Origin of the sequence: Altericroceibacterium spongiae, assembly GCF_003610805.1 — a bacterium.
In the GTDB taxonomy this organism is placed as follows: Bacteria; Pseudomonadota; Alphaproteobacteria; order Sphingomonadales; family Sphingomonadaceae; genus Altericroceibacterium; species Altericroceibacterium spongiae.
The window spans coordinates 330,592-354,991 of sequence record NZ_RAPF01000003.1; the positions used below are offsets into that span (position 1 = coordinate 330,592).

23 protein-coding genes are annotated in these 24,400 nt (G+C 59.4%); 18 read left to right on the forward strand and 5 right to left on the reverse strand.

Features of this window, described 5'->3' with window-relative positions; translation table 11 throughout:
- The first annotated feature begins 59 nt into the window (after positions 1 to 59).
- Entirely contained in the window at positions 60 to 1,049 is a 990-nt protein-coding gene (locus D6851_RS07505) for a glutathione S-transferase family protein (protein WP_120324261.1), read from the forward strand.
- A gap of 80 nt (positions 1,050 to 1,129) precedes the next feature.
- Here the strand turns inward: D6851_RS07505 and D6851_RS07510 are convergent, their stop codons facing one another.
- Positions 1,130 to 1,999 (reverse strand): hypothetical protein, encoded by an 870-nt coding sequence (locus D6851_RS07510; protein WP_120324262.1) that lies wholly within the window; start codon positions 1,997 to 1,999, stop codon positions 1,130 to 1,132.
- Positions 2,000 to 2,280: 281 nt separating this feature from the next.
- On the opposite strand from D6851_RS07510, the gene D6851_RS07515 reads away from it, so the two are divergent.
- Positions 2,281 to 3,906, forward strand: a complete 1,626-nt coding sequence (locus tag D6851_RS07515; RefSeq protein ID WP_120324263.1) for a GMC family oxidoreductase — start codon at positions 2,281 to 2,283, stop codon at positions 3,904 to 3,906.
- A 249-nt stretch (positions 3,907 to 4,155) separates the two neighbouring features.
- Here the strand turns inward: D6851_RS07515 and D6851_RS07520 are convergent, their stop codons facing one another.
- Together D6851_RS07520 and D6851_RS07525 are read right to left on the reverse strand one after the other, a co-directional pair.
- A complete protein-coding gene (locus tag D6851_RS07520) occupies positions 4,156 to 5,259 on the reverse strand; it encodes a branched-chain amino acid aminotransferase (RefSeq protein WP_120324264.1) in 1,104 nt (367 codons plus the stop codon).
- 816 nt (positions 5,260 to 6,075) lie between these two features.
- Complete coding sequence (locus D6851_RS07525) at positions 6,076 to 6,636, reverse strand: hypothetical protein (protein ID WP_120324265.1); 561 nt, start codon at positions 6,634 to 6,636, stop codon at positions 6,076 to 6,078.
- A 65-nt stretch (positions 6,637 to 6,701) separates the two neighbouring features.
- Here D6851_RS07525 and D6851_RS07530 point away from each other — a divergent pair, with 65 nt between their 5' ends.
- The 7 genes from D6851_RS07530 to D6851_RS07560 all read left to right on the forward strand — a co-directional run bounded on the left by D6851_RS07530 (position 6,702) and on the right by D6851_RS07560 (position 12,517).
- Positions 6,702 to 7,439, forward strand: coding sequence for a TlyA family RNA methyltransferase (locus D6851_RS07530; protein WP_120324444.1), 738 nt, complete (start codon positions 6,702 to 6,704; stop codon positions 7,437 to 7,439).
- A gap of 251 nt (positions 7,440 to 7,690) precedes the next feature.
- Positions 7,691 to 8,248: a TspO/MBR family protein gene (locus D6851_RS07535; RefSeq protein ID WP_120324266.1), complete on the forward strand. Its 558-nt coding sequence runs from the start codon at positions 7,691 to 7,693 to the stop codon at positions 8,246 to 8,248.
- Between the two features lie 144 nt (positions 8,249 to 8,392).
- A complete protein-coding gene (locus tag D6851_RS07540; RefSeq protein WP_120324267.1) occupies positions 8,393 to 8,647 on the forward strand; it encodes an accessory factor UbiK family protein in 255 nt (84 codons plus the stop codon).
- A 383-nt stretch (positions 8,648 to 9,030) separates the two neighbouring features.
- Positions 9,031 to 9,510, forward strand: a complete 480-nt coding sequence (locus D6851_RS07545) for a nuclear transport factor 2 family protein (protein ID WP_120324268.1) — start codon at positions 9,031 to 9,033, stop codon at positions 9,508 to 9,510.
- A 107-nt stretch (positions 9,511 to 9,617) separates the two neighbouring features.
- Positions 9,618 to 10,217: a DNA repair protein RecO gene (gene recO / locus D6851_RS07550; RefSeq protein WP_120324269.1), complete on the forward strand. Its 600-nt coding sequence runs from the start codon at positions 9,618 to 9,620 to the stop codon at positions 10,215 to 10,217.
- Between the two features lie 2 nt (positions 10,218 to 10,219).
- Positions 10,220 to 11,278, forward strand: a complete 1,059-nt coding sequence (gene leuB / locus D6851_RS07555; RefSeq protein ID WP_120324270.1) for a 3-isopropylmalate dehydrogenase — start codon at positions 10,220 to 10,222, stop codon at positions 11,276 to 11,278.
- A 72-nt stretch (positions 11,279 to 11,350) separates the two neighbouring features.
- Positions 11,351 to 12,517, forward strand: a complete 1,167-nt coding sequence (locus tag D6851_RS07560) for a glycosyltransferase family 2 protein (protein ID WP_120324271.1) — start codon at positions 11,351 to 11,353, stop codon at positions 12,515 to 12,517.
- Between the two features lie 16 nt (positions 12,518 to 12,533).
- Here the strand turns inward: D6851_RS07560 and D6851_RS07565 are convergent, their stop codons facing one another.
- Both D6851_RS07565 and D6851_RS07570 read right to left on the reverse strand, forming a co-directional pair.
- Positions 12,534 to 13,811, reverse strand: a complete 1,278-nt coding sequence (locus tag D6851_RS07565; RefSeq protein WP_120324272.1) for a phospholipid carrier-dependent glycosyltransferase — start codon at positions 13,809 to 13,811, stop codon at positions 12,534 to 12,536.
- 249 nt (positions 13,812 to 14,060) lie between these two features.
- Positions 14,061 to 14,648, reverse strand: coding sequence for a hypothetical protein (locus D6851_RS07570; RefSeq protein WP_120324445.1), 588 nt, complete (start codon positions 14,646 to 14,648; stop codon positions 14,061 to 14,063).
- Positions 14,649 to 14,797: 149 nt separating this feature from the next.
- On the opposite strand from D6851_RS07570, the gene metZ reads away from it, so the two are divergent.
- From metZ to fusA, 9 genes are all read left to right on the forward strand, one after another.
- Positions 14,798 to 16,003, forward strand: a complete 1,206-nt coding sequence (gene metZ / locus D6851_RS07575) for an O-succinylhomoserine sulfhydrylase (protein WP_120324273.1) — start codon at positions 14,798 to 14,800, stop codon at positions 16,001 to 16,003.
- A 48-nt stretch (positions 16,004 to 16,051) separates the two neighbouring features.
- Positions 16,052 to 17,386, forward strand: a complete 1,335-nt coding sequence (locus D6851_RS07580; RefSeq protein ID WP_120324274.1) for a sensor histidine kinase — start codon at positions 16,052 to 16,054, stop codon at positions 17,384 to 17,386.
- Positions 17,387 to 17,458: 72 nt separating this feature from the next.
- Positions 17,459 to 17,860 carry a Co2+/Mg2+ efflux protein ApaG gene (apaG, locus tag D6851_RS07585; protein WP_120324446.1) on the forward strand — a complete coding sequence of 134 codons (402 nt, stop codon included), beginning with the start codon at positions 17,459 to 17,461 and terminating at the stop codon, positions 17,858 to 17,860.
- A gap of 103 nt (positions 17,861 to 17,963) precedes the next feature.
- Positions 17,964 to 18,755 carry a LysR family transcriptional regulator gene (locus tag D6851_RS07590; RefSeq protein ID WP_120324275.1) on the forward strand — a complete coding sequence of 264 codons (792 nt, stop codon included), beginning with the start codon at positions 17,964 to 17,966 and terminating at the stop codon, positions 18,753 to 18,755.
- A complete protein-coding gene (locus D6851_RS07595) occupies positions 18,752 to 19,321 on the forward strand; it encodes a GNAT family N-acetyltransferase (protein WP_120324276.1) in 570 nt (189 codons plus the stop codon). The genes D6851_RS07590 and D6851_RS07595 overlap by 4 nt, the downstream gene beginning before the upstream one ends.
- A gap of 248 nt (positions 19,322 to 19,569) precedes the next feature.
- Positions 19,570 to 20,274, forward strand: coding sequence for a PilZ domain-containing protein (locus tag D6851_RS07600; protein WP_120324277.1), 705 nt, complete (start codon positions 19,570 to 19,572; stop codon positions 20,272 to 20,274).
- Positions 20,275 to 21,080: 806 nt separating this feature from the next.
- Positions 21,081 to 21,452 carry a 30S ribosomal protein S12 gene (rpsL, locus tag D6851_RS07605; RefSeq protein WP_047820267.1) on the forward strand — a complete coding sequence of 124 codons (372 nt, stop codon included), beginning with the start codon at positions 21,081 to 21,083 and terminating at the stop codon, positions 21,450 to 21,452.
- A gap of 125 nt (positions 21,453 to 21,577) precedes the next feature.
- Positions 21,578 to 22,048 (forward strand): 30S ribosomal protein S7, encoded by a 471-nt coding sequence (gene rpsG, locus D6851_RS07610; protein WP_120324278.1) that lies wholly within the window; start codon positions 21,578 to 21,580, stop codon positions 22,046 to 22,048.
- 169 nt (positions 22,049 to 22,217) lie between these two features.
- On the forward strand, positions 22,218 to 24,311 hold the full coding sequence (gene fusA, locus D6851_RS07615) for an elongation factor G (RefSeq protein WP_120324279.1): 2,094 nt from the start codon (positions 22,218 to 22,220) through the stop codon (positions 24,309 to 24,311).
- Positions 24,312 to 24,400: the final 89 nt, after the last annotated feature.

Below are 24,400 nucleotides of genomic sequence, written 5' to 3' on the forward strand. Positions count from 1 at the left end.
CGTTTCCGGTATCGTATCGCCGGGGACTTGCGGAGAATCACTTACAGGAGACGCATGGAATGCCCGGATTGCTCAATGGACAATGGGTCGAAAATCTGCCCGAGCCCGATCAGACGGGGGAAGGTGCTTATGACCGTCCGGACAGTATTTTCCGTTCGACCATTTCGGCCGATCCCGATGCTCAATTTCCCGCCGAGCCGGGACGGTATCATTTGTGGGTGGCATGGCCATGCCCCTGGGCGGGCCGTACGCTGGCTCTGCGCGCTCTGAAGGATCTGGGCGATATTCTGTCCGTCTCGATTGCCATTCCCGAACGCGGGGAAGAAGGCTGGGCCTATGCTGAAGGACCGGGAGGAGAGGAAGGGCCTTACCCGCTTCACCAACTCTATACGCTGGCCGATCCGGGGTATACCGGCCGGGTCACTGTGCCGGTGCTGTGGGACAAGGTTACGCAGCAGATCGTCAATAATGAAAGCGCGGATATTATCCGCATTCTCAATCACGCTTTCGACGATGTTACCGGCAACCGGCTGGACCTTTATCCCGAGCCTTTACGGCCCGAGATCGAACGCTGGAACGAGACGCTTTATTCCGGCCTCAATAACGGTGTCTATCGCGCCGGCTTCGCAACTTCGCAGACCGCTTATGAAGAAGCGGCGCGCGGGGTGTTCGAAACGCTCGATCTGATGGAAGCTCATCTGGCGCAGCATCGCTATCTCACCGGTGAATATTGTACCGAGGCCGACTGGCGGGCCTTCGTGTCGCTCGTCCGGTTCGACATCGCCTATCACGGCGCCTTCAAATGCAATTTGCGGCGGATCGAGGATTATCCGGCGCTGCGCAATTATCTGCGCGAATTGTATCAGTGGCCGGGGATCGCTGCGACGATCCGGCGCGATGTTATCAAGGCGGATTATTATTCGATCCCGCGTGTTCCTTCGAACGGTCTTGTGCCGATCGGGCCGGCGCTGGATCTTTCGATACCCCATGATCGCGACAAGCTGGAAGGCAAAGGGATCTGGCATAAGGACCGGCAGGACCCAGCGTAAAGCGGTGAAAGTCTGCGAACCCCGATGCCGGATCGGGCGAGATACCCGGTCTGGATCCGCTCTTCGTCTTTCTGGCCCTGTTAGGGGCGCTTCTGGCCCTCTTCAGGGCTGTTCTGGCCCCCGTGTTTCTCGAGCTGCGGCATCAGGAAAATCTGTTTCGCCGGGCTGTCGATTGACAGCGTGAAGCCTCGCAAAATTCCCATGCCGATAATCCCGTCATAATCGGGAAAATCCTTGAATTCCGTGGAGATAGGTATGTGAAGCGTCATTTTGTCGAGCGTGACCGGTAGGTTTTCCGACCATTGCTTCGTGCCCAGATTGCCCATCGGATCGACTTGCGGAATAGCTTGCTCTTTCGCTTTGTCGGGGATCGCTTTGTCCCAGGAATCGGCGGATAATCTGACGGTCGAACTATTGGCGAGGCCGATCTTCAGCCGCATGGTTTTGCCATTGACGTCCGCTTCGATCACATCGCCTGCGGCAAGTGGCAGAGTATAAGAATTCCGGCCTTGTTTCGGACGGATGGCTCCGCTCAGGGCAAAGCCGATTTTCTCATGTTTTCGGTCTATGAAGTAGCTGATTTTGCTAAGATAATTCTTCCCGAGGACCATGCCGATATTCCGGCCCAGCATCTTCGAGTAACGGTCCAGACTGATGCTCAGCATTCCCCCTGTAGATGTAAACTGATGGTTTACTTTTAACGGAACATCAGTCACCAGTGTAATTTCAGAGCTTTCATAAGTTTTTGTTTCAGAACGAAAGTTTTTATCAAATGGCAAATCCAGCTCCCGGGCCAGACCCGTATCGATGAGTGAACTGCTTTGATTGTCGAGCAGAACCCAGATATCGCGATCCCCGACCTTTGCCTGAAACAGAACCAGTCCGTTGACACTTTCAAAAGCGATCGGTGCATAATCTTTTTTATAAAATGTCAGCTGAAAACGCCCCAATCCCTTCGCGCTCTCTGCCTGGGAAGGCGCTGCAAAGCACAATATTACTGGTACACAGAAAAGGGCTGTAAGCCGCATAAATCCATGCTTTGCCAGTAATCCCGTCATCTTTCGTGCTTTCTTGCTCAGTATGGTCGCAGAAATATGCAGGGAGCATATCCGGAGCCAAATGTCATCGGTGAAGCGCTGCTGACATCGCCTTTTCGTCATGTCTCAGAGCAACCAAATATTGCCACCTGCTCTCAGCGCTTTATAACGTGCGTTACTAATATATGGAGAGGATGATGGCTCAGCGACCCGATATTATCGTGATTGGCGGTGGAAGCGCAGGTGCGGCTTGCGCCAGCCGTCTGGCTGATGCGGGGCAGAAAGTGTTGCTGGTGGAAGCGGGTAAGTCCGACAAGGATATCCGTTCCCGTGTACCAGCTCTGATGGCCAATATTGTCCAGACCCCTGACTTTGACTGGTGCTACCGGGCCGAACCCGATCCATCTGTGGGCGGCCGCCCTGATGTCTGGCCGGCGGGCAAGCGGCTCGGTGGCGGCAGCGCAATCAACGGCATGATGTTTATTCGAGGCCATCAATGGGATTACGACCACTGGGCGGAGCTGGGCGCTACAGGGTGGGATTACGAATCCTGCCTCCCTTACTTCCGCCGGATGGAGGATAATGAGCGCGGACCGGACAAATGGCGAGGAACTGGCGGTCCGATTGCCGTATCCGAAATCCGCTCGCGTTACAGCGTAACCGAAGACTGGGTTTCAGCGGTGCAGGAAGCGGGCTTTCCGCGCTCCCCGGATCTTAACGGGGAGAAGGCTGAAGGGGTTGATTTTATCCAGCTTTCGCAGCGTTCCGGGCTGCGCTGGTCGGCGGCGCGTGGTTATCTGGAAAAGGCTTCTCCCAATCTGGAGATTATGCTGGAAGCGCAGGTTCAGCGGATCGTTATCGAAAATGGCCGGGCCACAGGCGTAAAGCTGCGCCATAACGGTCAGATTCGTACTCTTACCGCCCGGCATGGTGTGGTGTTAAGTGCCGGCGCCCTTAATACGCCGCGCTTGCTGATGCTGTCGGGTATCGGGCCGGGCGATGAGCTCAGGAAGCATGGAATCGATACGGTCATTGCATTGCCGGGTGTGGGCCAGAATTTGCAGGAACATTCCGCTACCCATCTGGTCAATGCTGTCGATACACATACGCTGAACGATGATTCTCGCGGTTTGTCCGCTGTGAAGCAATTGCTGGCGCTTGCGGTAAAACGATCCGGGGCGCTGACCACCGGAATTGGCCATGCTCAGGCCTTTGTGCGCAGCCGGGAAGGGCTTTCGGCTCCCAATATTCAACTTGCTTTTTCAGCCTTCGCCTTTGATGTCACCGAGAAGGGTAATCTGGCCTTACGCGGAGAAAGCTCCGTGTCCACATTGGTCGGTTTGATGCGGCCATCCTCGCGCGGAAGCGTAACATTGCGTTCCGGCAATCCTGATGCCGCACCCAAAATCGAGCATATCCTGCTTGGTGATGAGGATGATGTGCTGCAACTGGTCGAAGGATTGCAAATTGCCCGCGCAGTCATGGCGCAGCCCGCTATTGCGAAGGATGTTAGCGGAGAAGTGCGTCCCGGTGAGGAGCTTGAAAGCGCTGAAGCACTCTCCCATTATGTGCGTGCAGCGACTATTCCGATGTACCATCCGGTCGGTACCGCCAAGATTGGGTCAAAGGCCGATCCTATGGCAGTGGTCGATGCAGATCTGAAACTGTACGGTCTGGAAGGATTATGGGTGGCCGATGCTTCGGTGATGCCGACTATTCCTGCCGGGAACACTAATGCCACCGCTATTATGATCGGGGACAAGGCCAGCGACCATATCCTGAAAGCGGTCAAAGGGCGGGATATATCGCAGGCAGCATAAGCATCAGGCTGGTCATTATAGTATCGCACTTTAGAAGCGTGCCTTATCCGTTACGACAAATTGGCTCGTAGCAGCTGAGATTCAAGAGGTTCTGAGCAAGTCATCCACAGCGTTTTGCGCAAGCTTTCCACAAGTTTCACCACCTGTTGGCGTCCAATGGCATGACCGTTGTGAACTCGATATAAAACAGCCCGGTAGCGGCGAGCTACCGGGCTGTTTTATATAAGGTTGTGCCGATGAATGCGTGGATCAGTCGACCCGCTGGACCCATCCATGCGTATCTTCAACCGTACCGCGCTGAATGCCAACGAGCTTCTCCCGCAACTTTGTGGTGAGCTGACCCGGTCCGCCGGAACCGATGGTGAACTCTCCGTCGCGGCTCGCTACCCGGCCAACGGCGGTCACGACGGCTGCTGTGCCGCAGGCAAAGGTTTCGAGCAACCTGCCGCTTGCCGCATCGTCACGCCATTGATCGATGCTGTAGCGTTCTTCGCGAATGGTCAGTCCCTCCTCGCGGGCGAGGGTGATGAGGCTGTTGCGAGTGATACCCGGCAGAATTGTGCCGCCCAGCGGCGGAGTGATGATGGTGCCGTCATCCATGACGAAGAACAGGTTCATACCGCCTAGCTCCTCGATCCATTTATGTTCGGCAGCATCGAGGAACACCACCTGATCGTGCCCCCGTTCGATAGCTTCGGCCTGCGGGACGAGGCTGGCAGCATAATTGCCGCCGCATTTGGCCGCGCCCGTACCGCCTGGAGCAGCGCGCGTATAATCGCTGCTCACCCAGATCGAGACAGCCGGTGCGCCGGATTTGAAATAATTGCCCGCAGGGCTGGCAATGACGAGAAACTTGTATTGCTTGGCGGGCCGGACGCCGAGAAAAGGTTCGGAGGCGAACATGAAGGGCCGCAGATAGAGTGAGCCGCCTGCAAGGCTGGGGAACCAGTCACGGTCGGTTTTGACCAGTTCGAGGCAGGCTGCGATAAAGGTTTCTTCCGGCAGTTCGGGCATGGCGAGACGGCGGGCTGACTGATTGAACCGCCGGGCATTTTCCTCAGGACGGAACAGCGCCATGCTGCCATCGGCCAGCCGGTAGGCTTTCAGGCCTTCGAAGATCTCCTGCGCATAATGGAGCACCGCTGTCGCCGGATCGAGCGCCAGCGGTTCGCGCGGGCCGATCCGGGCATCGTGCCAGCCGGTTCCTTCATCCCAGTCGATTACCACCATGTGATCGGAGAAGACCGTTCCGAAACCGGGATCGGCCAGAGCCTGTTCGCGGGCGTCTTCAGGGACGGGTGCTGGGTGGGGCAGTCGGGTGAAAGTCAGCTTCGAATCGGCGGCGGTCGCCATGGGTCTATCCTCAATTAACTTCGGTTCGCCTGACGGAATATTTCGCATAAGGCAAGAGAAATGAAATAAATGGCAAGGCAACCTCGCGGTTTGCCACTAATTATGGGGGAGTAGCGCCCAAAAGGGGGCTGAGGCAAATATTTGATGGGGTCTATGGGGCGCTGAGCGCGACATAAAGGGGCCATAAAAGCGCTGAAGAGGGCCATAAAGACGAAGCCGGTGGCCAGACTCGCCGAAAATCGCGTATTTCGGCGCTGTTTTGCCTTCGCGCCGGCACGACCCGTTTCGCGGCAATATTGGCAAGCCGCTCTCGCTCTTTTCGCTCCCGGCCCTGCGCTGCCTCTCCGGCAAACGCGCCCTTTCAAAGCCAAAAGCCGGATATGAGAAAGGCCGCCCCCGGCCCGTAGCGGGGAACGGCCTTTCGCATGGTCAGCGGCCGGAAGTGCCGCTCACAAAGCCTTTATCGCCTCAATCACTTTTGACGATAATGCCTTGTGCGGAAACTAGCCGACCTCCCTGCTGAACCATGAGACATCGGATCACCTCCTTTCGCGCTTATGTGCCAAGATCCGCCGTTTCACCGGCGGCCAAGACCGCGTTCACCGCTGGCCCTGAAACGAATGTCCGCTTTCTGGAGCGCGAAGACAAGGCTTGAATTATTGTTTTTCCACGTCACAATCGTCGCTTCCGGCCAAATGATCGGCTGCCCTCCGGGAAATTACCTGTCATCCGCCCGCAAGATCACGAAGCGGACTCCGTAAGAGGCCGGAGCGCAGGAACCGCAAGGGGCCCCTGCTCTCAGCGGACCCGCTCTCTCTAGCGGCAATCCTCGATCACCCGCGTCACTTCGGGCCAGGCGGGGATGAAGAGCTGCGGCAAGCCGCTCACGCCCACGGCAAACCGTCCCTTGCTGAATGCCATCGCATCGAGAAACGGATCGCGCGCGGCCAGCCGGGCCTGCAGGCCATCGGCCACCGGCGCAGCGCGGAAGGACTTTTGCGCGGTTTCCGTCTGAATCTGCATCGGCACAGCCGTTCCCGCCTGCCCGGCACGGATCAGGCTGACCGTTTCGCTGGCCCGGTCGCAGCGCAGGGAGAAGACGGGCGCGGACGGATTTTCGCCGAAGGATGCCACACTGCCAGTGCCGCTCTGGCGATAGGACCAGTCGCCCGGCGTCTGCGGTGCATCCATCCAGTTATCATAGGTCGTTTGCCGCGGCGGTGGCTGCGGAATCGGCGTGCTGGAGGGCGGAGGGGGAGCCGGCGCGGGGGCGGGCGTCGGCGCCGGCGCCGGCGGCTCCACTTGCGGCACACAGGCGCCGAGCATGAGAAGCGGCAGTGCCAGCGGGAGAGTGAGGGAAAAGCTGCGTTTGTTCATGGGCTCCGTCTTTGCCGTTTCCTGGGTGCTGGCTCAAGCGCGCATTCATCGCTATGCGCATCGCCATGGCCAAACAACGTCTCGATCAGCTTCTTGTGTCCCGCGGTCTCGTCGAAAGCCGTTCGCGCGCGCAGGCGCTGGTGATGGCCGGGCTGGTCTATATCGGTGAAAAGAAGGCGGAAAAGCCGGGGCAGCAGGTGGCCGATGATGTGGCGCTGGATGTGCGCGGACGCGACCATCCGTGGGTTTCGCGCGGCGGAATCAAGCTCGCCCATGCGCTCGAAACCTTCGATCTCGATCCTGCGGGGGCTGTGGCGATGGATATCGGCAGCTCGACCGGCGGCTTCACCGACGTTTTGCTCCAGAACGGGGCGGACCATGTTTTCGCCGTGGATTCGGGCACCAATCAGCTTGCCTGGAAATTGCGGCAGGACCCGCGCGTGACGGTGCTGGAAAAGACCAGCGCCCGCATTCTCACGGCGGAGCAGATTGACCGGAGCTGCAACTGGGTGGTCTGCGATGCGAGCTTTATCTCGCTCGCCAAAGTGCTCGACACGCCTTTGCGGCTGGCGGCGCGCGCCTGTCGCCTCGTCGCGCTGATAAAACCGCAATTCGAAGTGGGCCGCGCCGAGGTGGGCAAAGGCGGCGTGGTGCGCGACCCTGCTCTGCATGAGCGGGTTTGCAATGAAACCCGCCAGTGGCTTGCGGATCTCGGCGGCTGGACCGTTCAGGGCATCACCCAAAGCCCGATCACCGGCCCGGAAGGCAATATCGAATTTCTGATTTCCGCTCACAGAGACTGAGCGGGGACACCGGGCAGCCCCAGGGTGCCGGGCATATTTCAGCGCGGGCGAGTGGCAATCATGTCCGGCCGGTGACAGGATGATCCATAATGGAACGGGATCGGAGCTAGTGGCCGTTGCGCGCTAGCTTGCCGGTCGCCAATATGCTCCAGTCCATGCGGACAGATCATATTACCGCCAACATCATATCGCAGCCAACACCATTTGCAGCCAACATCATATCGCAGCCAACAGGGGCAACAGGGATAGCCATGAATCGAATAGCTTCACCGGCGCAGCTTCGCGCCAGTTTCCTGCGCTGGGCTTTGTTTCTGGTGCCTGCCATCACGCTGGCGGGCTTCCTGTCCGGCCGGGCGGCAGGCAGCGGCCCCGGCAATCCGTGGTTTGACGGTCTGGTCAAGCCGGCCATTTTTCCGCCCCCGGCCACTTTCGGCATCGTCTGGACGGTTCTCTATATCATGATGGGTCTGTCGCTGGCGCTGATCTGCGCGGCGCGCGGTGCACGCGGGCGCGGCCTCGCCATCCTGCTCTTTATCCTGCAACTGGCGCTTAATCTTGCATGGTCGCCGGTCTTTTTCGGGGCGCATCAGATCACTTACGGGCTGGTGATTATCGGCCTGCTCGATGTGATGGTGCTGCTCACGATCTTCGCCGTATGGCGCGTGCGGCGTGCGGCGGCGGTGCTATTGCTGCCTTATCTGGCATGGGTGCTTTTCGCCACGGTGCTGAATTATCAGTTTCTTATCGCCAATCCCGATGCAGACGGGGCCGAAGGATCGCATAATGCCGTCCAGCGCATTACGCTGTAAGCGGCAGGAGGCGGCGCATCGGCCCCGGCGGGGCAGCGCCGTCTTTCGCCGGCACCCGCTTATGACTATATAGAGCGGGACAAGAGCGCGGGCCTGCCCATCGGGGGCTTGCCGGGCCGCTCATGAGAGACCAGAGAGAATTTCATGCAAAGCCAGAATCCCCGCATCGCCGATTTCGTCAAACTTGCCAACAGCGCCGCCGGTACATTCGCCGGCATGACCCGCGAAGCCCGTGAGGCCGCCCGCGAACGCATGAAGGAAACCTTCGGCGGCTTCGACTTCGTCAGCCGCGAAGAATTCGATGCGGTGAAGGAAATGGCTGCCAAAGCCCGCGAAGAAAACGAGAAGCTGTCAGAACGACTGGCTGCACTGGAAGCGAAACTGGCCGGGAAGGAGTAAGGCCACCCGGCGACATAAACTTCGCGGTTTCGAGCCCGGTTTTCTCCCCCGATAACAGCGTTTGGCAGCGCGGAAGACGGGCTCAAAATCCAGAACGTTCGGTACACGTAGTGATCGAGCGGTATAGTATTGTCGGAATGATCGAAAGAGAGCCTCTAAAGTTTAGGCTGGCAGCGGAAATGTCCGCAATGCTGGCGAGGACGGAAGGTCCATTTTCGGTACAAAGATCTCAAAAGCGAGCGTTCCGGGGACGAAATTTCCCCTGCGGTCTCATGATTCTTTTCGCCATTTTGGCATCCTTCCCGCATTTCCGCCCGTCCCAATAGACAAAACCCATCACACCCCGTCAGAATAGCTTTTCCGATCTGCATCGGGAGGCATGAATGCGTATGGGTCAACTTGGGACACAATGGCTGCTCACCGGGCTGCTGGCTCTGGCACCGGTGGCCGGGGTTTCGGCAGCTTCCGATGGCGCAGCGCAGGCGGATGAGGCGGCGGTTTTGCAGGTAGAGGCAGTTCGGCTCGAAGCCATGCGGGAGGGGGATATCGCCACGCTGGATCGTATTACCGGCGCGGATTACGTCCATATCGAAAGCACCGGGCAGCGCCGCAATAAGGCGGAATTTCTCGACGGATTCAGGAACCGCGAATATCGCTTCAAAAGCTTTGTGATCGAGGCCAATCATGTCCGGATGCTCGGCAATGTGGCAGTGGTCACAGGGCGCTACAGCAATATTATCGAAACGCCCGAAGGGGTGCAGCCGGTCAAACATGCGCGGCATATGCGCGTCTATGCTTTGCGCGAGGGCCGGTGGATCAATATCGCCCATCAGGCGACGGCGATTGCGGATGACACGCCCTGATCCAGCACGGGGATAGCTCTGCGCGGGCAAAGCGGGGCAGGTTTTAAGAGCGGCGCGGGGCAACGAAGCATCTTGCCCAAAGCTCTCCCGCAGGCCACATCGCGGCCATGCATATTCGCGCACCCGCTTTGCTGCTTGCGGCCCGTCCCCATGGGGAGACGGCGGCCATCGCGCGGGTGCTGACCGAGCGTTACGGGCTGGTCGCGGCTTATGTCGCCGGGGCGCGGGGGCGGCATTTGCGCCCGGTGATGATTCCCGGCAATGCGGTGGAGCTGCAACTGAGCGTGCGCTCCGAACATCAGCTTCCTTTCGCCAGGCTCGAACTGACCGAAAGCCGGGGGCCGTGGATGGTCGAACCGCTGCCCGCCGCGGCGATCGGCTGGGTATGCGCGCTCACCGCTACGGCGCTGCCCGAACGCCATCCCTATCCGGCGCTTTTCTCCGCGCTCGAGGCGCTGTTGCGGGCGATTTGCCATGCCCCCTCCGCTCGCGGCTGGGCGGGGGCACTGGTCGCCTATGAAACATTATTGTTGCGTGAACTGGGCTATGGCGAAAATCTCCGCCCGCCCGATGGCGATCTGCCGGAAATTATCGCTGCCATGGAGCGGATCGGGCCGATTCTCGACCACTACCTCCTTGCCGAGCGGCGCGGCGATGTTATGGCGGCGCGAATCCGCTTGAAAGAACGTCTGGAAAGAATGGTATAGCTATGAAAATTGCAATTCTGGCAGGGGACGGCATCGGCCCCGAAATCATGGGTGAAGCGCGCAAGGTGATGAATGCGCTCGACCTGCCCGATTGCACGATTATGGAAGGCGATGTCGGCGGGGCAGGGTATAAGAAACACGGCCACCCGCTGCCGCCCGAAACGCTGGATATGGCCAAAGCCGCCGATGCGGTGCTGTTCGGTGCCGTGGGCGATCCCGATTGCGACAATCTCGAACGCCATTTGCGGCCCGAACAGGCTATTCTCGGCCTGAGGCAGGCGCTCGGCCTGTTCGCCAATCTGCGCCCGGCGACTATGTTTCCGGGACTGGAAGATCTCTCCGCCCTGCGCCCCGAAGTCGCCCGCGCGATCGATCTGCTGATCGTGCGCGAGCTGAACGGGGATGTTTATTTCGGCGAAAAGGCTATCCGCACGCTGGAGGACGGGCGCCGTCAGGGGTACGATTTCATGTCCTATGCCGAGGATGAAGTGCGCCGCATCGCCCATGCCGGTTTCCGCGCCGCGCAGACCCGCAAGAAGCGTCTCACCAGCGTGGACAAGGCCAATGTGCTCGAAACCAGCCAGCTCTGGCGCGATGTGGTAATCGAAGTCGCCCGCGACTATCCCGATGTCGAGCTGAGCCATATGTATGTCGATAATGCCGCCATGCAGCTGGTGCGCGATCCGGGCCAGTTCGATGTGATCGTGACCGGCAATCTGTTCGGCGATATCCTGTCGGATCAGGCGAGCATGTGCGTCGGTTCCATCGGTTTGCTCGCTTCCGCGTCGCTGGGCGAAGAGCGGACCGAATGGGGCACAAAGGGCCTCTATGAGCCGATTCACGGCAGCGCGCCCGATATTGCCGGTCAGGGCAAGGCCAATCCGATGGCCACCATCCTCAGCCTCGCCATGATGCTGCGGCATAGTTTCGGGCGCGAAGCCGACGCTGCACGCGTGGAAAAAGCCGTGGCCAGAGTGCTGGAACAGGGCATCAAGGGCGCCGATCTCGGCGGAAGTGCCGGCACTGCGGAAATTGGCGATGCGGTTCTCGCCAGTCTGTAAAGCGCCCTTCGGCGAAGACTCTCGGGAACCGGGCAGGCATTTGGCAATATCTGTCCTGTAGGGCCGGATGCCATGGAGACCGTTACGCAGATTTTACCAGATCCCGATGCGGATAGCTGCCCGGCCGGGGAGAACCCTCCGGCCGGGGCGCTGCAACTGGCGGTTATCCTGCCCACACTCAATGAACGGGCCAATATCGCCCCGATGGTCGCCCGGCTCGATCAAGCGCTGGGTGCGGAAGGCTGGGAAGCGATTTTCGTCGACGATAACAGCCGCGACGGCACGGCGGACGAAATCCGCCGGATCGCCCGAACGGACCCGCGTATCCGGGTGATCCAGCGGATCGGCCGGCGCGGTCTGTCCGGCGCTGCGATAGAGGGAATGTGTGCCACTGCCGCCCCCTTCGTGGCGGTGATGGATGCGGACCATCAGCACGATCCGGCACTGCTGCGGCCCATGCTTCAGGCGGTGCGCAGCGGTGAGGCCGATATCGCCATCGCGTCGCGCTTTGCACAGGGCGGCACGGCGGCAGGTCTCGCCAGCGAAAGCCGGGAAGCAGGCTCACGCATTGCCAATGCGCTGGCCCGCAAGCTGACCGGCACCGAACTGAGCGATGCGATGAGCGGTTATTTCCTGCTGCGCACCGAGCAGTTGCGTGCGCAGGCGGGGCGCCTGTCGGGTATCGGTTTCAAAATCCTGCTCGATATTCTGGGAAGTGCGCCGAAGAGCTTGAAGGTGAAGGAATTTCCGCTGACATTCGCGGCAAGAGCCGCCGGAGAAAGCAAATTGGATAATGGTGTCGCACTGGATTTTCTGGCCGGATTGTATGAACGCTATCTCGGGCGGATCGTCCCCACGCGGTTTGCCCTGTTCGGCACGGTCGGGGCCATCGGGATCGGCGTGCATATGGCGGTGCTGTCGTTGCTTTATCTCGTTTTCGGCAGTGTTTTCGCGCTCGCCCAGAGCTGCGCCACGCTGGCGGCGATGACCTTCAATTTCTGGCTCAACAATTTCCTTACCTATCGCGATCAGAAGCTCAGCGGCTGGAAGCAATTGCTCACCGGCTGGGCCGGATTTTGCCTGACCTGCCTGATCGGTGCTGCCGCCAATATCGGCGTCGCCACGCTTTTGCAGGAGCGCGGCTTTCACTGGTGGGCTGCGGCGCTGATCGGCATTCTGCTGGGCTCGGTCTGGAATTACGCGCTGTCGAGCCGCTTTATTTGGGGACGTTACAAATAGAGTTTAATCTTCAGTGTCAGACCCAGCCGGGCAACCAGTTCCACAGGCGGAAGGATTGCTCGCCCGCCAGCGGCGCAGCGCTGAGAATCGGGTAAAAGAAGGCGAAAAGCGCCGCCGAGGCGGCTAGCACCGCCAGCGACACTTTGCGCCATCCCGCCTGCCACAGACGATCGAGCGCAATTGCGAGCGCGGCCAGCAGAAAACAGCCGGGTAACAGATAATGGAAATAAAACTGCACCGGCTTGGGGGCGATAACCCACAGGCCCAGACTGGCCGCATAGAGAATGCTGACGGCCAGCGCGGCACGATGATCGCGGAACAGGCCGGCCCATACGCACCAGAGCAGCGCCGGCAGGCCGATCAGCATGGTTAGCGGATTACCGACCATGAAAATACCGCGCTGGGCGCCGTCGGCTTCGCGGTAGAGATACCAGATTGGCTTCAGATTGAGCACCCATTGATACCACTCGCTGCGATAGGGGTGGGAGAGTTTGCCGGTGCTTTCCTGCAAAGCGATCATATGGCGATGCGTGCCGATGAAACCCCAGGGAGACACCGGATCGTAGGCCATCAGGAAAGCGGGCCAATAGGTGAGCCAGTAGACAGCAAGAGGCAGCAGGCCGAGCCACAGTGTGGCTTCGGCCAGGCTTATGCCCGGTATCGGTGCGCCGCGTGTGCTGAACAGGACACGCCATCCGGCATGTTTTGCGCGGATCGCCAGGAAAGCCACCCCCGGCAGAATGGCGACAGGGACGGCATTCCATTTCGACCCCATCGCGCAGCCAAGCGCGATCCCTGCAATGATGAGGCGCCAGCGGGCACGCTCGGCTTCGCGCATAGCCGCTGCGCACATCCACAAGGCGATCATCACGAAACAGACCATGAAGATATCGAGCATGGCGATACGCGACTGAACGAAGAGCATGAAACCGGTCGCCAGCAACCAGCCTCCGGCCAGTGTGGCAAACCGGGAAAGCGTAGCGAACCACAAGGCACGCATGGCTGCAAACAGGGCCAGCGTTCCGAACAAGGCGGGGAAGAAACGCCAGCCAAAGGCATTATTGCCGTAAAGCGCAATGCCTGCTGCGATCAGTTCCTTGCCGACCATGGGGTGTTCGGGATTGAGCTGGCGCGAAAGGTGAAGAATCGCCCGGGCCGCCGCGGGATAATAGGTCTCATCGAAATAGATCGTTGAGGGGGTGGCGAGGCGGACGAAGCATAAAAGGCCGAAGGCCAGAGTGAGGAGGAGGCTGGCGAGGACAGGGCCTCTTTCCCGCAGGGCTGATCGGTTCATGAGGTTGGGTCTGGACTCGGTGAGGGCGCCATCGGGGCGTTTCGCGGGGATCGGGCAGAAATGGCTGGCCGATATTTAGGAAGATATTGAAATATCGTCATATTTCTGTGCCTTCCCTTCCGGCGTTGTACCATTTTTCTGCCCCTTTCAAAAGCGCGGGCAACGGGCTCTGATGCCAGCGATAAGCGGCGCTGCGGGGCGAGGCAAGCCAATGGATCGACTGGCCTGTAACCGGTGCTCGCTCCCGGATCAGCCGTTTTGCCGGATATGGTGAAAGGCCGTTCCCATCAGGCGGTTTATCTCCTCGCTGCTCAGGACATATTGTGGTTCATAATCGAAACCGGTTTTGCCGGTTCGCGGCCAGCGATCGACATAAAGGGCTTTGTCGGGGCCGAAAGTGGCCAGCACATGCTGCGTCAGCCGCGCCGGGGCGGTGTCCGAACCGGCGATGCGAAACAAAGCGGCATCGACGATATAAGGGCCGGTCATGACCCATATATGGCCGTTCCATTCAGGCTGGTCTTTGCTGAAGATGGCCGGTCCGTCGAAGGTATCGTCTTGTTCGAAAACCGGTTCGCCATTCAGCCGGAGCGTGCCTGCCACCACATGAACGGGCGCATCCAGCTTGCTTTCGAGCCGCACCGCCAGGGCCGCGCTTATCAGCGCCGCCGTATCGGGCGTTTCGGGAAAGATTTTGAGCAACTCGACCGCGTGGTGCGCCAATATTGCACCGTCGCGATCTTCCATCCGATAGGATTTAAAGGTTTTGGCCGCTGGCCAGCCATGTCGGGCGGCAATCAATTGCCCCAACCGGGTCAGATTCTTGATGCTTGGCATGGGGGCCGCTTTAATCGGCCTGCCTTGCGGGCGCCAGTGAGAAGCACAGCGATTTTTGAACCCTGCCTGCGGGGTTGTCGCAAGATGGCATTTTTGCGCTTTCAACATGGCTTGCTCCCGGCGCAACGCAGTCGTAAGTGCAGCGCATCATGAAAAAGACTACCGGAACCGATCGCTCTATCACTGCCAACTGGCGCCCGCAGACCAAAGCTGTTCGTGCAGGCACGTGGCGCTCCGAACATGGGGAAACCAGCGAAGCGCTGTTTCTTACCTCGGGCTACACCTATGACGAAGCTGCGGTCGCCGCCGCACGCTTTGCCGGGGAAGCGGAAGGCATGACCTATTCGCGCCTGCAAAATCCTACGGTGCAGATGCTTGAAGAGCGGATTGCCGTGATGGAAGGGGCCGAGGCATGCCGCGTGCAGGCTTCGGGCATGGCGGCGATGACCGCCGCGCTGCTGTCTCAGCTTTCGGCGGGCGATCATATCGTTGCCGCACGTGCCGCTTTCGGTTCGTGCCGCTGGCTGGTGGATAGTTTGCTGCCGCGTTTCGGAGTCGAAACCACCGTGGTCGATGCGCGCGACAATGCGGCATGGGAAGCGGCGATCCGCCCGAACACCAAAGTCTTCTTTTTCGAAACGCCCGCCAATCCGACCATGGATGTGGCCGATCTCGAATATATTTGCGGACTGGCCCGCGCGCATGGCATCCGCACGGTGGTGGATAACGCCTTTTGCACGGCAGCGCTTCAGCGGCCGATGGAATTCGGCGCCGATGTCGTCGCCTATTCGGCAACCAAGCTGATGGACGGGCAGGGCCGTGTGCTGGCCGGGGCAGTCTGCGGCACGGAAGAATTCATCAACGATGTGCTGCTGCCTTTCCAGCGCAATACCGGGCCGAATTTGTCGCCCTTCAATGCCTGGGTGGTCCATAAGGGGCTGGAAACGCTGAGTCTGCGGGTCGAGCGGCAGAGTGCCAATTGCCTCGAAGTGGCCCGGATGCTGGAAGGCCGTGTAAAGCGCGTGCTGCACCCCTTTCTGGACAGCCATCCGCAGCAGGCGCTGGCGAAGAAACAGATGGATAATTGCGGCGCGATTTTCAGTTTTGAGGTGAATGATCGTGCGCAGGCGCACGCTTTGCTTGACGCGCTGCAACTTATTGATATTTCCAATAATATTGGTGATGCGCGATCGCTGATGTGCCATCCGGCCAGCACCACTCATGCCAATATGGGCGATGAAGGGCGGGCCGAGATGGGCATTTCGGAAGGGATGCTGCGTCTTAATGTGGGGCTGGAAGATGTTCGCGATCTCAAAGAGGATCTCGATCAGGCCCTGCATTCTATAGGTCTCTGACGATCCGGTCAGCCAGCCGAAAGGTGCGGCAGGCCAATGGGAAGAAATATGCTTGAACCCTTTGACCATTATGCTGCGCTGATTAACGGAACTGACGATGCGATTATTGCCAAAGACCTGACGGGCCGGGTTCTCGCCTGGAATCCGGCGGCCGAAAAGATGTTTGGGTATATGGCAGAGGAAATGGTCGGTCAGCCGGTCCATATTCTTCTGCCGCCCGAAGTCATGGATGAAGAAGACCGGATGATCGAGCGCGTCCGCACGGGCGAGAAAGTCGGGCATTTCTTCACCCGGCGGCTGCATAAGTCGGGCCGGCTGCTGCATATTTCCATGACCGCCGCGCCGATCCGCAATAGTGCCGGAGAGATTACCGGTGTCACCTCGATTATGCGCGATGCCACCGAATATCTGGCGCGCGACAATCGTTTGCGCGAGAGCGAAGCGCGGTTCCGCATGATGGCGGAAAATATCTCCCAACTCGCCTGGATCGCCGAAGCCGATGGCAACATCATCTGGTATAACCGGCGCTGGTACGATTATACCGGCACCAATATGTTCGAGATGCAGGGTGAAGAAAGCTGGGGGCCGTTCCTGCATCCCGATCATGCGCAGCGTGTGCGTGACGGGCTGAAAAATTGCTGGAAGAGCGGGGAGGAATGGGAAGACACATTCCCTATGCGCGGCGTGGCCGGGCATTACAGCTGGTTCCTGACCCGTGCCAAACCGATCCGCGATGGCGAAGACCGTGTGATCTACTGGTTCGGTACGCATACCGATATTACCGAGCAGCGCGAGCAGGAAGAGCAGATCCGCCTGCTTCTGATGGAAGTGAACCATCGCTCCAAGAATATGCTCACCACGGTGCAGGCGCTCGCACGGCGCAGTGCGAAAGACGATAAGGGCTTTATCGCCCGCTTCGAAGACCGGGTGCGGAGTCTTGCGGTTAATCAGGATATTCTGGTGCGCCGCGAATGGCGCGAAGTGCCGGTGGCCGAACTGGTGCGGCTGCAACTGAGCTTTATCGAAGGGGCGGCAGGCGAATTTACGTTCGACGGGCCGGAATGCGCGCTGTCTCCGCGTTCTGCCGAGGTGATCGGTATGGCGCTGCACGAACTGGCGACCAATTCGCTCAAATATGGCGCGTTGAGCGCTGATGGCGGGCATGTCACGATCCACTGGGAATGCGTGGACGGGGAGCCCGATTTCCTGATCCGCTGGGAAGAAAGCGGCGGTCCGCCGGTCACCATGCCGGAGCATCACGGTTTCGGAACCACGCTGATCTGCGATGTTCCGCGACATAATCTCGGCGCTGAAGTGGAACTGGATTACAGGCGTGAGGGCCTGTGCTGGTCGCTCAAGGGAAAATGCTGCCGGATCGACTGAGGATTTCCCCGAGGAGGGCAGGCAGGGGGTTGCAGGGCCGGTGAATAAGGCTAGGTTCGGAGCATGATCGATATGGTCCGCAGCCTCTTTCAGCATACTGCCATCACCCATGGCGTCGCCGTGCATGTCGCCGTCAATTTCATGCCGGAGCAGTCACGGATAGAGCAGGGCAAGTGGTTCTGGGTCTATCATATCCGGATCGAAAATAAGCGTGACGATGTCGTCCAGCTTCTCTCGCGCCACTGGCGGATTACCGATGCGCATGGCCTGGTGCATATCGTCGATGGTGAAGGCGTGGTTGGTGAAACGCCGGTGCTCGAACCCGGTGAGACGCATGATTATGTGTCGGGTTGCCCGCTCGGCACGCCGCACGGCTCGATGGAAGGGCATTACACATTCGGCCAGGAAGGCGGCGGCACATTCGAAGCGGCCATTCCCTTCTTCCCGCTTGCCGCACCGGCAACGGCTGGCTGACATCACCGGCGAGGTTTCCGCCAGCGAGGTTTCAGGCACTGTAACGCACGGATGACCCGTCCAGCCTCTTGCGCAGCGGTCCCCCCTTCCATAAGCAGACCGCATGAAGCGCACCCATCTTCCGCTCAACGCCCTGCGCGTTTTCGACGCTGCCGCCCGGCATTTGTCCTTCACCCGCGCTGCGGATGAGCTGGCGGTAACACCTGCCGCGGTCGGCCAGCAGATCAGAGCGCTTGAAGATGTGCTGGGAGTCGTGCTGTTCCGTCGTACCAGTAAAGGGCTGGAACTCACCGATGAAGCGATGATGGGGCTCGATTCGCTGCGCGAAGGGTTCCTCCGTTTCGAAGAAAGCGTGCAGGCCATGCAGGCCGGACAATCGAGCCATCGCTACACCATCGCCGCGCCTTCCGAATTCTATGCCCAGTGGCTGGCCCCGCGCCTGGCGCAGTTCCGCGCGACCAATCCGGAAATCCGTTACCAGCTCGTCGGTGGAGAAGAAGTGGATTTCACCGAAGCCAATCTGGATCTCGCCTTCCGCCTCACGGAAGGGCCGGGCGATCTGGAAGGTGTGCGGCTGGCCGAGCCGCGCAAGGTCACGGTCGCGATCGAGGGGGCGCCCGATGACTGGATCGTATGGCCCGGTGCGCCTTTACCCGAGGGGGCCGAACCCATGTTGCAGGTCAGCGATGCGGGCCATGCGCTCAATTCGGTGCTGGCGGGACTGGGCAAGGCCGTGCTGCCGCTGTTGCTGGTCGAAAAAGCGATCGGGGAAGGTCGGCTGACAGTGCTTGACGGTCCGACAGACGGGCAGCGCGCTTACTGGCTGGTCGCCCCCCGGCCGCAATGGCGCTCGGCCAAAGTCAGGGCGCTGCGCAGCTTTCTGGGCTTCGAATGAGCGGGGCCGGGGCGCCGCAGGATACGCCGACCATCCGGACGGACCGCTACATTCTGCGCAAGCTCGTCCGGGAAGATGCCGCGGCGCTATTTCCCAGTTTTTCCGACGATGCCATGATGCGCTGGTGGAGTTGCCCTCCTTTTGTCAGTCTTCAGGCGCTGGCCGACTGGCTGGTGCCGGCAAGCGGCTGGGAAGAGGGGCGAAGCTGGGCGATTATCGATGCCGACGATCCGGAGGGTCTTGCTATTGGACGTCTGGCGGCGATGGACCGGGGAGACGGGGTGAGCGAAATCGCTTATCTTGTGGCTGCTGAGCGGCAGGGAAGCGGTGTGGCGCGGGAGACGCTTGGCGCGCTGATTACCCATCTGTTCGCAGCGGAGCGGCGTCGCCGGCTCTATGCCGATGTCGATCCCGACAATGCGCCGTCCAACCGCCTGCTCGAAACGCTGGGCTTCACACTGGAGGGGCGGCTGCGCGAAGCCTGGACGACGCATCTGGGGCGGCGCGACAGCCTGATATGGGGGCTGCTCGATCATGAATGGCCGATAAGTCGAAATCAGGAATAGTCCTTAATTTCTCATTAAATGAATTTCAGGTCTACAAAGCTGATTTAAGAAAACAGCTATTCAGCGACTTTTTCGTGCAACGAATTGCCTTTTGACGTAGTATGTAAACGATTATCGGGTGTATACTCGATATTGTGGGTTGCGTATTTTGTCGGGAGAAAGCCGCATCAGGCTCCTCGGCAAGACAAGAGAATGATCGGCCGGGCAGTTCCGGCCGGTGTGGAGCGCAGCACGCAGGGGCATGTGTGATGGGGCAAGATGAAACGGGCGGGAAAGCAAGGCTTTCCCCGAATAACCGGCTTACCGGGCAGCCAGCCAACAGGCGGCCGGTTCTGGCAGGTGTTTCCGCGCCGGTGAGTACGGCGGGGAGTGTTGTCCCGGCGCCTCCAGCCAATGAACGGCGCGAACAACCGCGCCATGTTTCAATCTATCGTCCCTGCTGCGTGCAGACGGCCAGCGGCGCCTGTATCGGTATCATCCGCAATATTTCGGAAAGTGGTGCGCAGGTTGAAACGCCCTGTCATGCTGCAGTGGGTAGTGAAATCACTTATTATTGGGATGGCGGCCCGGTCATACGGGCTGAAGTTGTCTGGATGAAAAACGGACGGCTGGGGCTGCGCCACATTGCGGAAGAGCGTCAGGAAAATGGGCAGCCTTTTCCTCCGCGTGCTATTCGCATCCCAACCGATCTGCCGGCAATATTGTGGCAGGGTTATCGGCGTTGTACGGTTCGGGTGGCCAATATTTCGCAAAAAGGCGTGATGGTTACCGGTGTGCCTTCCAGTATGGATGATACGCTGCTGACCGTGGAAGTCGGTGACATGTCCTTTGCCAACGCCTCGATCCGCTGGCGTGACGGGTATTCGGCCGGAATCGGCTTCGACAAGGCAATTCCTCTGAAAGATCTGATGGTATTGCTCTCGGGCGATGGGCGCATCGCCTGTGCGGGGTGAGTGTGCGGACAGGCTTGCGGGGCAGGCATTCTCCCCGGAGGCAGGTGGCGTGGTGTATAGCGGGAGCCGGTCTGACTCCCTCCGGCAGAACAAAGCAGTCTCGCAAGCCGCGCCGCCTGCCTCGCTCCCCTCGCGATGAAAAGGCCGTCGGCAGTCTGCGACTCTGATCGATAAAGCCAGACAGGGTCTGTGGCCGGGGCGAAGACAATGCTGCATGGCATGTAAACCATTGTAACGCATCGGTAGCGGATCGCCTCTTCGCTTGACCGCGCGTGCCAAAAACCGTAAAGGCCCGCCAATCCGCAGCCAGTACGCTGATTGCGGTCAGATAGAGCTGAACATTGCCGGTATGTCCCGAAAGGGTTGCCCGCTCAGGCGGTGCGAACCCTTTTTACATTGGTAATCCATGGTTTTCTGCGGATTTGCCAATGTCTCTATTGGTCGGGTGAAGTATCATCCGGATGGGGCCGCCGTCAAAGTAACCCGGTGCCGCAAGGTCTGGGTGGAGTGATTCGGTTCGTTTCTTCTGGTGCATCTGTTTGTCCGGTGCTGCGCCTGACCGGGGCCTCGCTCCGGATTTCCGCCGAGGTGGAAGGGCGAAGGGAGGAAACGGCTTCGCCTTGTGAAAAAGGCGTCTTCTCCATCCATTGCTGACACGACACTGAACCGAAACGCGCTTTTTCCGGCATGTTTGCGAGCCTTGCTCGCCAGCGCGAGGGAGAAAGCGAATTTCGGTTTCCACCCGAACAGGGTGACACGGGCATGGCAATCCCGCCATGCCGGAACAACCAGGTGAAGAGTACTTCATGCCGACTATTAACCAGCTGGTCCGCAAGGGCCGCGTTCCGCAGAAGGCCAAAAGCAAGGTCCCTGCCATGGAACAGAACCCGCAGAAGCGCGGTGTTTGCACCCGCGTTTACACGACGACGCCGAAGAAGCCGAACTCGGCTCTGCGTAAAGTGGCCAAGGTGCGTCTCACCAATGGCCGCGAAGTCATTTCCTACATTCCCGGCGAAGGCCACAATCTTCAGGAACACTCCGTTGTTCTGATCCGTGGCGGCCGTGTGCGCGACCTTCCCGGTGTGCGTTACCACGTGCTTCGCGGCGTGCTCGATACGCAGGGCGTGAAGGACCGCAAGCAGAGCCGTTCCAAATACGGGGCGAAGCGTCCCAAGTAAGGTTTCAGAGGTCATGCCCGTTACATGGCCTGCCTCTCCGCCCGGTTGCCTCTCAAAAGGCGCTTTGCAGCGGTTGAGCGGGAAAACGGGCCGGATCGCTATGTTTTCCGGAAGGAAATTCGAAAATGTCACGTCGTCGTCGTCCCGAAAAGCGGGTCATCCTGCCCGATCCCAAATTTGGTGATCAGGTTCTGTCCAAGTTCATGAACAACCTCATGCTTGACGGTAAGAAATCCACTGCCGAACGTATCGTTTACGGCGCTCTCGACGCAGTCGAAGCCCGCGCCAAGGCCGATCCGGTGCAGATGTTCCACGAAGCGCTGAACAATGTGAAGCCGCAGGTGGAAGTCCGCAGCCGCCGCGTTGGCGGTGCGACCTATCAGGTTCCGGTCGAAGTTCGCCCCGAACGCGCTCAGGCGCTGGCCATTCGCTGGCTGATCGGTGCTGCTCGCGGCCGCGCCGAAACCACCATGGCTGCGCGCCTTTCGGGTGAACTGCTCGATGCTGCGAACAACCGTGGCAATGCGGTCAAGAAGCGTGAAGATACGCACCGTATGGCCGACGCCAACCGCGCCTTCTCGCATTACCGCTGGTAAGCTGGTAAAAGCGCCACAGAAGGCGTGGGCGCGACAAGGCTGCCCCTGCCGCTGGTCTGTGTATTTGCACGGGGCAGGGCAGGGCGGTCTTTAAGCGGTCATATTTTTCATTATATGGGGTCGGCTTCCACAGAACTGCTCCCCATTTCCATTTTTCGAGGAATTCATCATGGCCCGCAGCCATCCGATCGAACGCTATCGCAATATCGGTATTATGGCGCATATTGACGCCGGTAAGACCACCACGACCGAGCGTATCCTCTACTACACCGGCAAGTCCTACAAGATCGGCGAAGTGCACGATGGTGCCGCGACGATGGACTGGATGGAGCAGGAGCAGGAACGCGGCATCACCATCACCTCGGCTGCCACCACCACCTTCTGGAAGGCGGAAGACGGCCAGGGCGAAGAACACCGCGTCAACATCATCGACACTCCCGGACACGTCGACTTCACCATTGAAGTCGAACGTTCGCTCCGCGTGCTCGACGGCGCCGTTGCCGTGTTTGACGGTGTGGCCGGTGTGGAACCGCAGTCTGAAACCGTTTGGCGTCAGGCTGACAAGTACAAGGTTCCGCGCATGTGCTTCGTCAACAAGCTGGACCGTACCGGTGCCGATTTCTACTATTGCGTAGACAGCATTGTCGAACGTCTCGGTGCAACCCCGCTGGTGCTTTACCTGCCGATCGGCGCGGAAAGCAATCTTCAGGGTGTCGTCGATCTCGTGAACAATCGAGGCATCGTGTGGGAATCCGAAGGTCTGGGCGCCGAATTCAACTATGTCGACATTCCCGACGAGTTGAAGGACCGCGCTGCCGAATATCGTGAAAAGCTCATCGAAACCGTCGTCGAACAGGATGACGATGTGATGGAAGCCTATCTCGAAGGCAATGAGCCGGATGCCGCCACCCTCAAGCGTCTGATCCGCAAGGGCACGCTGGCGCGCGATTTCGTGCCGGTATTGTGCGGCTCGGCCTTCAAGAACAAGGGCGTTCAGCCGCTGCTCGACGCTGTTGTGGATTACATGCCGAGCCCGATCGACGTGCCGGCTATCCGCGGCGTGCTGCCCGACAGTGACGAAGAGCAGAGCCGTCCGTCTTCGGATGACGAACCGTTCTCCGCGCTGGCATTCAAGATCATGAACGACCCCTTCGTGGGCACGCTCACCTTCACCCGTATCTATTCGGGCAAGCTCTCCAAGGGTTCGGTTCTGAACTCGGTGAAGAACAAGAAGGAAAAGATCGGCCGTATGCTGCTGATGCACTCCAACAATCGTGAGGACATCGAAGAAGCATTTGCCGGTGACATCGTCGCCATTGCCGGCCTGAAGGAAACCACCACCGGGGATACGCTGTGTGCATCCAGCGCACCGATCATCCTCGAACGGATGGAATTTCCCGATCCCGTGATCGAACTGTCCGTGGAACCCAAGACCAAGGCCGACCAGGAAAAGATGGGCATTGCGCTCAATCGTCTGGCTGCCGAAGATCCGTCCTTCCGCGTCTCGACCGACCACGAATCGGGCCAGACGATCATCAAGGGCATGGGTGAACTTCACCTCGACATTCTCGTCGACCGCATGAAGCGCGAATTCAAGGTCGAAGCCAATGTCGGCGCGCCGCAGGTGGCCTATCGCGAATCGCTCGCGAAGGAAGTCGAAGTTACCTACACCCACAAGAAGCAGTCGGGTGGTTCGGGTCAGTTCGGTGAAGCCAAGGTTATCGTCACCCCGGGTGAACGCGGCCAGGGCATCGTCTTCGAAGACCAGATCAAGGGCGGTAATATTCCCCGCGAATATATTCCGTCGGTCGAAAAGGGCATGCGCGAGCAGGCCGAAAGCGGCTATCTGATCGGCTTCCCGATCATCGATTTCACCATCAAGCTGATCGACGGTAAGTATCACGACGTCGACTCCAGCACGGTGGCCTTCGAAATTACCGGTCGCGGCGCCATGCGCGAAGCGGCTCAAAAGGCCGGTATCAAGCTGCTTGAACCGACCATGAAGGTCGAAGTCATCACACCGGAAGAATATCTCGGCGATGTGATCGGGGATCTCAATTCCCGTCGTGGTCAGATCCAGGGCACCGACACGCGCGGTAACGCTCAGGCAGTAACGGCATTCGTGCCGCTGGCCAATATGTTCGGCTATGTGAATGAGCTGCGCTCCTTCACGCAGGGTCGCGCACAGTACAGCATGCAGTTCTCTCATTATGAGGAAGTGCCGGCCAATGTCGCGGCTGAAGTCAAGGAGAAGCTTGCCTAAGCGAGCGCAAGCGTTTAGGGGCGGCGCCTGTTTCAGCGGGTGCCGTCACTTTCCCGCAGAAATCTGATTCTGAAAGACAGAAGGTTAAA

Bases quoted from the DNA above. Each gene is read 5' to 3' on its own strand.
- metZ (WP_120324273.1), top strand. From the start codon at position 14,798: ATGAAAAAGACTACCGGAACCGATCGCTCTATCACTGCCAACTGGCGC.
- D6851_RS07590 (WP_120324275.1), top strand. From the start codon at position 17,964: ATGAAGCGCACCCATCTTCCGCTCAACGCCCTGCGCGTTTTCGACGCT.
- D6851_RS07525 (WP_120324265.1), bottom strand. From the start codon at position 6,636: ATGAACAAACGCAGCTTTTCCCTCACTCTCCCGCTGGCACTGCCGCTT.
- D6851_RS07595 (WP_120324276.1), top strand. From the start codon at position 18,752: ATGAGCGGGGCCGGGGCGCCGCAGGATACGCCGACCATCCGGACGGAC.
- D6851_RS07600 (WP_120324277.1), top strand. From the start codon at position 19,570: ATGGGGCAAGATGAAACGGGCGGGAAAGCAAGGCTTTCCCCGAATAAC.
- D6851_RS07515 (WP_120324263.1), top strand. From the start codon at position 2,281: ATGATGGCTCAGCGACCCGATATTATCGTGATTGGCGGTGGAAGCGCA.
- recO (WP_120324269.1), top strand. From the start codon at position 9,618: ATGCATATTCGCGCACCCGCTTTGCTGCTTGCGGCCCGTCCCCATGGG.
- D6851_RS07545 (WP_120324268.1), top strand. From the start codon at position 9,031: ATGCGTATGGGTCAACTTGGGACACAATGGCTGCTCACCGGGCTGCTG.
- D6851_RS07580 (WP_120324274.1), top strand. From the start codon at position 16,052: ATGCTTGAACCCTTTGACCATTATGCTGCGCTGATTAACGGAACTGAC.
- D6851_RS07505 (WP_120324261.1), top strand. From the start codon at position 60: ATGCCCGGATTGCTCAATGGACAATGGGTCGAAAATCTGCCCGAGCCC.
- D6851_RS07520 (WP_120324264.1), bottom strand. From the start codon at position 5,259: ATGGCGACCGCCGCCGATTCGAAGCTGACTTTCACCCGACTGCCCCAC.
- apaG (WP_120324446.1), top strand. From the start codon at position 17,459: ATGGTCCGCAGCCTCTTTCAGCATACTGCCATCACCCATGGCGTCGCC.
- D6851_RS07565 (WP_120324272.1), bottom strand. From the start codon at position 13,811: ATGAACCGATCAGCCCTGCGGGAAAGAGGCCCTGTCCTCGCCAGCCTC.
- D6851_RS07535 (WP_120324266.1), top strand. From the start codon at position 7,691: ATGAATCGAATAGCTTCACCGGCGCAGCTTCGCGCCAGTTTCCTGCGC.
- rpsL (WP_047820267.1), top strand. From the start codon at position 21,081: ATGCCGACTATTAACCAGCTGGTCCGCAAGGGCCGCGTTCCGCAGAAG.
- D6851_RS07540 (WP_120324267.1), top strand. From the start codon at position 8,393: ATGCAAAGCCAGAATCCCCGCATCGCCGATTTCGTCAAACTTGCCAAC.
- leuB (WP_120324270.1), top strand. From the start codon at position 10,220: ATGAAAATTGCAATTCTGGCAGGGGACGGCATCGGCCCCGAAATCATG.
- D6851_RS07530 (WP_120324444.1), top strand. From the start codon at position 6,702: ATGGCCAAACAACGTCTCGATCAGCTTCTTGTGTCCCGCGGTCTCGTC.
- D6851_RS07560 (WP_120324271.1), top strand. From the start codon at position 11,351: ATGGAGACCGTTACGCAGATTTTACCAGATCCCGATGCGGATAGCTGC.
- D6851_RS07570 (WP_120324445.1), bottom strand. From the start codon at position 14,648: ATGCCAAGCATCAAGAATCTGACCCGGTTGGGGCAATTGATTGCCGCC.
- fusA (WP_120324279.1), top strand. From the start codon at position 22,218: ATGGCCCGCAGCCATCCGATCGAACGCTATCGCAATATCGGTATTATG.
- rpsG (WP_120324278.1), top strand. From the start codon at position 21,578: ATGTCACGTCGTCGTCGTCCCGAAAAGCGGGTCATCCTGCCCGATCCC.